General features: G+C 51.4%; 10 protein-coding genes and 1 other annotated feature. Of the genes, 5 read left to right on the top strand and 5 right to left on the bottom strand.

Annotated elements, in window-relative coordinates:
* Window positions 1-23: 23 nt before the first annotated feature.
* Window positions 24-398: a DUF2799 domain-containing protein gene (locus OGV77_RS17200; protein ID WP_043017971.1), complete on the bottom strand. Its 375-nt coding sequence runs from the start codon at window positions 396-398 to the stop codon at window positions 24-26.
* A gap of 215 nt (window positions 399-613) precedes the next feature.
* Here OGV77_RS17200 and aroF point away from each other — a divergent pair, with 215 nt between their 5' ends.
* Both aroF and tyrA read left to right on the top strand, forming a co-directional pair.
* Complete coding sequence (gene aroF / locus OGV77_RS17205; RefSeq protein ID WP_016154067.1) at window positions 614-1,684, top strand: 3-deoxy-7-phosphoheptulonate synthase AroF; 1,071 nt, start codon at window positions 614-616, stop codon at window positions 1,682-1,684.
* 10 nt (window positions 1,685-1,694) lie between these two features.
* Complete coding sequence (tyrA, locus tag OGV77_RS17210; RefSeq protein WP_003826456.1) at window positions 1,695-2,816, top strand: bifunctional chorismate mutase/prephenate dehydrogenase; 1,122 nt, start codon at window positions 1,695-1,697, stop codon at window positions 2,814-2,816.
* Window positions 2,817-2,913: 97 nt separating this feature from the next.
* Here the strand turns inward: tyrA and pheA are convergent, their stop codons facing one another.
* The 4 genes from pheA to bamD form a co-directional block, all read right to left on the bottom strand.
* Window positions 2,914-4,074, bottom strand: a complete 1,161-nt coding sequence (gene pheA / locus OGV77_RS17215; protein ID WP_075145815.1) for a bifunctional chorismate mutase/prephenate dehydratase — start codon at window positions 4,072-4,074, stop codon at window positions 2,914-2,916.
* Window positions 4,075-4,096: 22 nt separating this feature from the next.
* Window positions 4,097-4,222 (bottom strand) — a sequence feature (Phe leader region).
* Entirely contained in the window at window positions 4,174-4,221 is a 48-nt protein-coding gene (gene pheL, locus OGV77_RS17220; protein ID WP_101706155.1) for a pheA operon leader peptide PheL, read from the bottom strand. It overlaps the preceding feature by 48 nt.
* Window positions 4,223-4,324: 102 nt before the next feature.
* Entirely contained in the window at window positions 4,325-4,663 is a 339-nt protein-coding gene (gene raiA, locus OGV77_RS17225; protein WP_003031244.1) for a ribosome-associated translation inhibitor RaiA, read from the bottom strand.
* Between the two features lie 269 nt (window positions 4,664-4,932).
* On the bottom strand, window positions 4,933-5,670 hold the full coding sequence (bamD, locus tag OGV77_RS17230; protein ID WP_043017234.1) for an outer membrane protein assembly factor BamD: 738 nt from the start codon (window positions 5,668-5,670) through the stop codon (window positions 4,933-4,935).
* 131 nt (window positions 5,671-5,801) lie between these two features.
* On the opposite strand from bamD, the gene rluD reads away from it, so the two are divergent.
* The 3 genes from rluD to clpB all read left to right on the top strand — a co-directional run bounded on the left by rluD (window position 5,802) and on the right by clpB (window position 10,213).
* On the top strand, window positions 5,802-6,782 hold the full coding sequence (rluD, locus tag OGV77_RS17235) for a 23S rRNA pseudouridine(1911/1915/1917) synthase RluD (protein ID WP_043017233.1): 981 nt from the start codon (window positions 5,802-5,804) through the stop codon (window positions 6,780-6,782).
* Window positions 6,779-7,510: a purine nucleoside phosphorylase YfiH gene (gene yfiH / locus OGV77_RS17240; protein ID WP_080626219.1), complete on the top strand. Its 732-nt coding sequence runs from the start codon at window positions 6,779-6,781 to the stop codon at window positions 7,508-7,510. The genes rluD and yfiH overlap by 4 nt, the downstream gene beginning before the upstream one ends.
* A 129-nt stretch (window positions 7,511-7,639) precedes the next feature.
* Window positions 7,640-10,213, top strand: a complete 2,574-nt coding sequence (clpB, locus tag OGV77_RS17245) for an ATP-dependent chaperone ClpB (RefSeq protein ID WP_043017231.1) — start codon at window positions 7,640-7,642, stop codon at window positions 10,211-10,213.
* Window positions 10,214-10,406 lie beyond the last annotated feature (193 nt).

Raw genomic sequence — 10,406 nt, forward strand, 5'->3', positions numbered from 1 at the left:
ATTAATAAAATATAACCTATTGTTTAGTTTAATCTTATTGAGGCAGCACCTTCGGTTGCCCCTTTTTGCCAGGCGCTGTGTAACTGGTCAACATTTTCGACCGTATCACAACTTGCGGGAAAGGTTTTCCCGGTCAAACCCCTGGCATAAACAAAATCCTGCTGGCAGGTTTTACGTTGTCCCTCGGCGTAACCCTTAAGATATTTCGTACGATCGACTTCAGGGTCATTGTAGTTGTCGGCAAGAGTTTCATTATCTTTAACGGCATACCCCGAAATGGCATCTTGTATCCCAGCATCGTACCAGTCGGTACCCGTCCAGGTTGGGGCGTGGGTATAGGGATCTATCTGGCATCCGCTAATAAATAATAGAAATAAGGTGCTGATGAATTGCTTCATTGCCTGTACTCCTTCGTTTTTGTAAGCATAGCGGATCTGAATATTGGTTGGTGTAAATTTAAGTGTACATTCGTGATGGCTGATTTTGGCTTTAAATTGCATGTTGTAAATTAAAATTTACGGATTGTGGATTGAAATCTTTACCCATTATGTTATCGTTATCTCCTCCTCGCTGAGGATCAACTATCGCAAACGAGCTAAACAGGATCACCATCATGCAAAAAGACGCGCTGAACAACGTACATATTACCGACGAACAGGTTCTGATGACTCCGGAGCAGCTGAAAGCTGAATTCCCGTTGAGCCAGGCGCAAGAAGCGCAAATCTCCCAGTCGCGTAAAACCATTTCAGATATTATCTCCGGTCGCGATCCGCGTCTGTTGGTGGTATGTGGCCCGTGCTCCATTCACGATCCTGAAATGGCTATTGAGTACGCTCGTCGATTTAAAGCCCTTGCCGCAGAGGTCAGCGATAGCCTCTACCTGGTGATGCGCGTCTATTTTGAAAAACCCCGTACCACCGTCGGCTGGAAAGGGTTAATTAACGATCCTCATATGGATGGCTCTTTTGATGTTGAAGCAGGCCTGAAAATTGCGCGTCAGCTGCTGCTTGAACTGGTGAATATGGGACTACCGCTGGCAACTGAAGCGCTTGATCCAAATAGCCCGCAATACCTGGGCGATCTGTTTAGCTGGTCTGCAATCGGTGCCCGAACCACGGAATCGCAAACCCACCGCGAAATGGCTTCCGGTCTTTCGATGCCGGTTGGCTTTAAGAACGGTACCGACGGTAGCCTGGCGACCGCTATTAACGCCATGCGCGCGGCGGCACAGTCACACCGCTTTGTTGGTATTAACCAGGCCGGGCAGGTTGCGCTGCTGCAAACTCAGGGAAATCCAGACGGTCACGTGATCCTGCGCGGGGGTAAAGCGCCGAACTACAGCCCGGCAGATGTCGCCCAGTGCGAAAAAGAGATGGAGCAGGCGGGACTACGACCTTCTCTGATGGTAGATTGCAGTCATGGTAATTCCAATAAAGATTACCGCCGTCAGCCTGCCGTGGCTGAATCCGTGATTGCACAAATCAAAGATGGCAATCGCTCGATCATTGGGTTGATGATTGAAAGTAATATTCACGAAGGCAACCAGTCCTCTGAACAGCCGCGCAGCGAAATGAAATACGGCGTGTCCGTAACCGATGCCTGCATTAGCTGGGAAATGACGGATGCGCTACTGCGTGAAATTAGCCAGGATTTAAACGGCCAGCTGTCGGCGCGTGTAGCATAAGAGGTTGGTTATGGTTGCTGAATTGACCGCATTACGCGATCAAATTGATGAAGTCGACAAGGCGCTGCTGGATTTACTGGCACGCCGCCTGGAGCTGGTTGCCGAAGTCGGTGAAGTAAAAAGCCGCTTTGGACTGCCAATCTACGTGCCGGAACGGGAAGCCTCTATGCTGGCCTCCCGCCGGGCGGAAGCGGAAGCACTTGGCGTGCCGCCGGACCTGATTGAAGATGTGCTGCGCCGTGTTATGCGCGAATCTTATTCCAGTGAGAACGATAAAGGGTTTAAAACGCTCTGTCCTTCTCTGCGACCGGTGGTGATTGTCGGCGGCGGCGGTCAGATGGGGCGTCTGTTTGAAAAAATGCTCACCCTGTCAGGTTATCAGGTACGGATCCTGGAACAGCAGGACTGGGATCGCGCGCCGGAGATCGTCTCTGATGCCGGCATGGTGATCGTCAGTGTGCCGATCCACGTCACCGAGCAGGTGATCGCCAAATTACCGCGTCTGCCGTCCGACTGTATTCTGGTGGATCTGGCTTCGGTGAAAAACGGTCCTTTGCAGGCGATGCTGGCGGCGCACGACGGCCCGGTGGTGGGATTACACCCAATGTTTGGTCCGGATAGCGGCAGTCTGGCCAAGCAGGTCGTTGTCTGGTGTGACGGACGCCAGCCGGAAGCTTATCAGTGGTTTCTGGAACAGATTCAGGTGTGGGGCGCGCGTCTGCATCGGATCAGCGCCGTTGAACATGACCAGAATATGGCGTTTATTCAGGCATTGCGTCACTTTGCGACCTTTGCTTATGGTCTGCATTTAGCGGAAGAGAATGTTCAGCTTGAGCAGTTGCTGGCGCTATCTTCTCCGATTTACCGCCTTGAGCTGGCGATGGTCGGACGTTTGTTTGCCCAGGATCCGCAGCTCTATGCCGATATCATTATGTCGTCTGAGAGCAACCTTGCGCTGATCAAACGCTACTACCAACGTTTTGGCGAGGCGATCGGTTTACTGGAGCAGGGCGATAAGCAAGCGTTTATCGACAGCTTCCGTAAGGTGGAGCACTGGTTCGGCGATTATGCCAAACGCTTCCAGAGTGAAAGCCGTACTTTGTTGCGCCAGGCGAATGACAGCCGTCCTTAAGTAAGATGTCGGATGGCGGCTTCGCCTTTTCTGGCCTACAAAAGTCGCATGAATTGTAGGCCGGATAAGCGTAGCGCCATCCGGAAAATTAAGATTGTCAGCTCGGATCCACCGGCACCACGTTCTCGCTCGGATAGCAGCCCAGTACTTTCATCGAACGCGTAATCTCACCCAACTCCTTCAACGCTTTTTGCATCTGCGGGGATTCCAGGTTGGCCTGGATATCAAGATAAAACATCTCTTCCCACGGATTGCCGTGAATTGGGCGTGACTCCAGTTTAGTCATAATCAGATTATGGTTACGCAGTACCAGCAGCGCTTCAACCAGTGCACCGGCTTGTTGTCCTGTCGCCATCAGCAGCGTTGTTTTCGCCGGAACCTGGTCGGAAACATTGATTGCTTTGCGCGCCAGTACCACGAAGCGGGTGATGTTTTGCGTCTGGTTAGCTTCAATGTGTTCAAGCACCTGCAAACCATACAGTACGCCTCCGGCTTCGCTCCCCAGCGCCGCCACGCGGGGTGAGTTAGCCTGCGCAACTTTTTCCATCGCCGCAGAGGTGCTTTCGGTGTACTCAATCTTCCAGTGTGGGTAACGACCCAGGAACTTGCTGCACTGCTGGAACGGCTGCGGATGGCTATATACCGTTTCAATGGTCTCGAGATCCGTCGTGCCAGACACCAGGACACAGTGGTCTATCGTAATGGTCATTTCGCCAACGATAGACAGGCTGGTGTGCTGTAGCAGGTCGTAAACGTCGTTAATCCCACCGGAACTGGTGTTTTCAATCGGAACCACTGCGTAGTCAGCTTGTCCGGTTTCAACCTGATTAAAGATATCGGCAAATTTCGCGCAGCCGCTTTCAATAAATTGCTCAAAATGACGGGCAGCATACTGACGTGCGGCGAGATGGGAATATGACCCTTTTGGTCCGAGGAAAGCTACGCGCGCCGAGTGCGGGTTAATTTTGTTCAGATGCTGCTGCAGCAGTGCCTGTTGAGTCAGGACGGAGTCTTCGATGATGAGCTGGAACAGGCGAGTAATGTAGTGAGCATCGAGATGATGTGCTTTGCCAAGCTGAATGAGTCGGTCCAACAGATCACGTTCACGGTCGATATCACGAACCGGACGATGAGAAAGCAGTTTAGCTTTGCCAACTTCTACGGCCAGTCCACGTCGCTCAGCCAGCAGGGCCAGTAATTTTTCATCCAGCGTGCTGATCTTATCGCGCAGCGCCAGCAATGGGTTTTCCGATGTCATAGTGTTGCCTTTCTTGTTATCAATAAAAAAGGCCCCCCGTTTTGGGAGGCCTTATTGTTCGTCTTCGCATTCTTTATCACACGACGAAACGCCTCCCATTCAGGGGAAGGTAAAAAAGAATGCGAAGAAGAACGGGATAAGTTTCATGTAATTTTCCTTTGGCTACGTCAGTAAAGTACCCGTACTGTTTTCACCCTGTCAACAAAAAACGCGCCCGAAGGCGCGTTGGCGATACACTCAATGTAAGGGACTACTCTTCTTCTGCTTCGACGAAGTTGGCGTCTTTGACTGAAGTTGTGGCACGACGGGCTTCGCCTTTGTGCTGCACTTTATTGAGCTGCCGTTCCAGCTTGTTGATCAAATCGTTAATTGCGGTGTACATATCCTCGTGTTTTGCGCTGGCGACCAGATGTCCGTTCGGTGTATTGATGGTGGCATCAGCAATGAAACCCTGTGGCTCCTTAGACAGAATGATATGTGGATTAATCAGATGAGTTTGCCATTTTTCTAGTTTGGCGAGACGGTCTGCGACATGCTGGCGAATTGCCGGAGTAATTTCCATTTGTTTACTGGTAATGTTCATTGTCATAAATTTTACCTCTTGTCTTTCCCGTCTTGGTGATTCCAGCATACCGTTCCTAATGTCAAAATGTGTGATCTAAATCACATTATTTTGTCGCTTTTTGTCAAGAAAACCTTTTTGTGAGGCATCGCAGGAACAAGCGATTTTTTACTTGAGGAATACCTGAAAGCAGGCCATATTTGATGAGATGCGTCGAAGCTAAACCGCTTCAGTGATGACGTTAATGGATAAAAAAACGGCAGCCGTTGGGCTGCCGTTTTGCATTCTGAGGTAAATCAGGTGTTGCTGCTGTTGGCGGCAATAATTTTTGCTACTTTTTCTGCCTGCGCATTCATCTGCATCTGGCGATAAGCGTTTTCCATCAACGGCAGAGCATTACGTGTTGCCTGAGTATCAGGGAAGTCACGCAGCATGCCTTCCACACGGTTTACCACGGCAACCCATGCACCGCGGGCAGTGTAATATTCCGCAACGGAATATTCATACTTCGCCAGACGATCTTTCAGGAACACCAGACGTTTAGTGGCGTCAGTGGTGTACTGGCTGTTCGGATAGCCACGTACCAGCTTGGAAAAGTCATTAAACGCAGCTCGGGCATGTTGCGGATCGCGATCGCTGCGATCAACACCAAAGAATCCTTGCAGTGCGCTATCATCCAACGCCATATTGGTCAGGCCACGCATATACATGACATAATCAATGTTAGGGTGTGTCGGGTTAAGACGGATAAAACGATCGATGGCAGCCTGAGCAAGTGGCAGATCGGCGTTTTTGTAGTAGGCGTAGATGAGATCTAATTGCACCTGCTGAGAATACGGTCCAAATGGATAACGGTTATCCAACGCTTCCAATTGCGTTATTGCCTGTTTCCAGTTACCGTCCTGCAGCTTTTGCTGAGCAGTCGCGTAGATTTCATTTGGCGGATTATCGGGCACCTCTTCCTTTGAACCAGAGCAACCCGCCAAAAACAGGCTCAACGTGGCTGCTGCCACCAGATATTTCATGCGCGTCATGACGTTTTGACTTTCCTCAAAATGTTTTACGGGAGATTCTCTGTTCCTGCTCCCGGTTAAGACCAGCTACAATAGCACACTATATTAAACGGCAAAGCCGTAAAACCCAACGTTAAACGAAGAAGCAGTTTATGGCACAACGAGTAGAACTCACCGCAACAGTCTCCGAAAATCAGCTCGGTCAACGCTTAGATCAGGCTTTGGCCGAATTGTTCCCTGATTATTCGCGATCGCGCATAAAAGAATGGATCCTCGACCAGCGCGTACTGGTAAATGGCAATCTTTGCGATAAACCGAAAGAAAAAGTGTTGGGCGGAGAGCGCGTCTCCATCAATGCAGAAATTGATGAAGAGGTTCGTTTTGAGCCTCAGGATATCCCACTGGATATCGTTTATGAAGATGACGATATTCTTGTCATCAACAAACCCCGTGACCTCGTAGTGCATCCGGGCGCCGGGAATCCTGATGGTACGGTATTGAATGCGTTGCTGCATTACTATCCGCCAATCGCGGATGTTCCTCGTGCGGGTATCGTACATCGTCTGGATAAAGACACGACCGGATTAATGGTGGTGGCAAAGACCGTTCCGGCGCAAACACGTCTGGTGGAGTCGCTGCAGCTGCGTGAAATCACTCGTGAGTACGAAGCCGTGGCGATTGGTCACATGACGGCAGGCGGAACCGTTGAGGAACCGATTAGCCGTCACCCGACCAAACGTACGCACATGGCGGTGCATCCAATGGGTAAACCGGCGGTGACGCACTATCGCATTATGGAACACTTCCGTGTGCACACGCGTCTGCGGTTGCGTCTGGAAACCGGACGTACGCACCAGATCCGCGTGCATATGGCGCATATCACCCATCCGCTGGTAGGCGATCAGGTCTACGGCGGCCGTCCGCGTCCACCGAAAGGCGCTTCAGACGAATTTATCTCCGTGCTGCGTAAATTTGACCGCCAGGCGCTGCACGCGACTATGCTGCGCCTGTATCACCCAATTTCCGGTATCGAAATGGAATGGCACGCGCCTATACCACAAGATATGGTGCAATTGATTGCAGTGATGCGCGCTGATTTCGAAGAACATAAGGATGATATTGCCTGGCTATGAGTAAGCTAATTGTCCCGCAGTGGCCGATACCGCAAGGTGTTGCGGCGTGTAGTTCTACCCGTATTGGCGGTGTCAGTATGCCGCCTTACGATTCGCTGAATCTGGGCGCCCATTGCGGCGATAACCCGGAGCATGTTGAAGAGAACCGCAAACGACTGTTTGCTGCGGGCAATCTGCCGTCAAAGCCTGTCTGGCTGGAGCAGGTCCACGGTAAGGATGTCCTGAAACTGACCGGCGGGCCTTACGCCTCCAAACGTGCAGATGCTTCATACAGCAACACGCCGGGCACCGTCTGTGCGGTGATGACGGCCGATTGTCTGCCGGTGCTGTTTTGTAATCGCGCGGGAACGGAAGTCGCGGCGGCACATGCGGGTTGGCGCGGATTATGCGCCGGCGTACTGGAAGAGACGGTAGCGTGTTTTGCCGATAAACCTGAAAACATTATTGCCTGGTTAGGCCCGGCGATTGGCCCGAACGCGTTTGAAGTGGGGCCAGAAGTTCGCGCAGCGTTCATGGCGAAAGATCCGCAAGCGGACCTTGCATTTGTACCGCATGGCGACAAATACCTGGCGAATATTTATCAGCTTGCGCGCCAGCGGCTGGCAAATGTCGGCGTAGAGAACGTCCACGGCGGCGACCGCTGCACCTTCAGCGAAAGTGAGACGTTCTTCTCTTATCGTCGCGACAATACCACGGGTCGTATGGCAAGTTTTATTTGGCTGATATAACCTAAAGAATCAAGACGATCCGGTACGCGTAATTTTCTTTTCACATAATTCAGGTCATTCACCTTGAATAATTGAGGGATGACCTCATTTAATCTCCAGTAGCAATTTTGGCCTGTTATGGGAGGAGTTATGCGTCTGGATCGTCTTACTAATAAATTCCAGCTTGCTCTTGCCGATGCCCAGTCACTCGCATTGGGGCACGACAATCAATTCATCGAACCACTTCATCTAATGAGCGCCTTGCTGAATCAGGAAGGGGGATCGGTACGTCCTTTATTAACGTCTGCCGGCATTAATGCTGGCCAGTTACGTACAGCCATAGACCAGGCGTTGAGCCGGTTGCCGCAGGTAGAAGGTACCGGCGGTGACGTTCAGCCTTCTCAGGATCTGGTGCGTGTACTGAATCTTTGCGACAAGCTGGCGCAAAAACGTGGGGACAACTTTATTTCGTCAGAACTGTTCGTTCTGGCGGCGCTTGAGTCACGCGGTACGCTGACCGACTTATTAAAATCAGCAGGTGCTTCGACCGCCAATATCACTCAGGCAATTGAACAAATGCGTGGAGGTGAAAGCGTGAATGATCAGGGGGCTGAAGACCAACGTCAGGCCTTGAAAAAATATACCGTCGATCTGACCGAACGTGCCGAACAGGGCAAACTCGATCCGGTAATCGGGCGTGATGAAGAAATTCGCCGCACCATTCAGGTGCTGCAACGTCGTACTAAAAATAACCCGGTGTTAATCGGGGAACCCGGTGTCGGTAAAACCGCTATCGTGGAAGGTCTGGCCCAACGTATCATCAATGGTGAAGTGCCGGAAGGCTTAAAAGGCCGCCGCGTGCTGGCGTTGGATATGGGCGCGCTGGTGGCTGGGGCTAAATATCGTGGTGAGTTTGAAGAACGCTTAAAAGGTGTGCTGAACGATCTCTCGAAACAGGAAGGCAATGTCATTCTGTTTATTGATGAGCTGCATACCATGGTAGGTGCAGGTAAAGCCGATGGCGCCATGGATGCCGGGAACATGCTGAAACCGGCGCTGGCGCGTGGGGAACTGCACTGCGTAGGCGCAACAACGCTTGATGAATATCGCCAGTACATCGAAAAAGATGCGGCGCTGGAACGTCGTTTCCAGAAAGTGTTTGTGGCTGAGCCAAGCGTTGAAGATACCATCGCGATTCTGCGCGGCCTGAAAGAGCGTTATGAGCTGCACCACCATGTGCAGATTACTGACCCGGCGATTGTTGCGGCAGCAACGCTGTCTCACCGCTACATTGCCGATCGTCAGTTGCCGGATAAAGCTATCGACCTTATTGATGAGGCGGCATCCAGCATTCGTATGCAGATTGACTCCAAGCCGGAGGAACTCGACAGGCTCGACCGCCGTATTATCCAGCTCAAACTGGAACAGCAGGCATTAATGAAAGAGTCTGATGAGGCGAGTAAAAAACGTCTCGATATGCTCAACGAAGAGCTGGACGACAAAGAGCGCCAGTATTCTGAGTTGGAAGAAGAGTGGAAAGCTGAAAAAGCATCCCTCTCGGGAACGCAAACTATCAAGGCTGAGCTGGAGCAGGCAAAAATTGCCATCGAACAGGCGCGTCGCGTCGGCGACCTGGCGCGGATGTCTGAATTGCAGTACGGCAAAATTCCTGAACTGGAAAAACAGCTGGAAGCAGCCACCCAGTCTGAAGGCAAAACCATGCGTCTGCTGCGTAACAAAGTCACGGACGCAGAAATTGCGGAAGTGCTGGCGCGCTGGACCGGGATCCCTGTTGCTCGCATGCTGGAAGGCGAACGGGAAAAACTGTTGCGTATGGAGCAGGAGCTGCACAGCCGCGTGATTGGCCAGAATGAAGCGGTGGAAGCCGTTTCTAACGCCATCCGTCGTAGCCGCGCGGGCTTGTCCGATCCGAATCGTCCGATTGGCTCATTCCTGTTCCTTGGCCCAACCGGTGTCGGTAAAACTGAGCTGTGCAAAGCGCTGGCAAACTTTATGTTCGACAGTGATGATGCAATGGTGCGTATCGATATGTCCGAGTTTATGGAGAAACACTCGGTGTCTCGTCTGGTTGGCGCGCCTCCGGGATATGTCGGTTATGAAGAGGGGGGGTACCTGACGGAAGCGGTACGTCGTCGTCCTTACTCTGTCATCCTGCTGGATGAAGTGGAGAAAGCGCACCCGGATGTATTCAACATTCTGTTGCAGGTGCTTGACGATGGTCGTCTGACTGACGGGCAGGGGAGAACGGTCGATTTCCGTAATACGGTTGTCATCATGACCTCGAACCTGGGGTCGGATCTGATTCAGGAACGCTTTGGTGAGCTGGATTACGGCCACATGAAGGATATGGTGCTGGGCGTCGTGAGCCATAACTTCCGCCCGGAATTCATCAACCGTATAGATGAGGTTGTTGTATTCCATCCGTTGGGTGAGCAGCACATTGCTTCTATCGCTCAGATCCAACTGCAGCGTCTGTACAAACGTCTGGAAGAGCGTGGCTATGAAATCCATATCTCTGACGAGGCGCTTAAGCTACTGAGTGCGAATGGTTACGATCCGGTGTATGGCGCACGTCCATTAAAACGCGCTATCCAACAACAGATCGAAAACCCTCTGGCGCAGCAAATCCTGTCTGGTGAGCTGATTCCAGGCAAAACGATTCGCCTGGAAGTGAATGACGATCGTATTGTGGCAGTGCAGTAAGTCACAAAACGACAATAAACGAGCCCTACGGGGCTCGTTTTTGTTTAAAAACCAGGCGAAAATTGAACTATTGATTGAAAAGTAATCGCTTGATAAGTTTTTTGTATTTTTAACTTGTCAGCCTGAAATAACTCCCTATAATGCGCCTCCACTGACACGGAACAACGGATTACAAGCCGCCGGGTCAGCGGGG

The organism is Citrobacter sp. Ce129, from assembly GCF_030334545.1.
GTDB lineage: Bacteria > Pseudomonadota > Gammaproteobacteria > Enterobacterales > Enterobacteriaceae > Citrobacter > Citrobacter europaeus.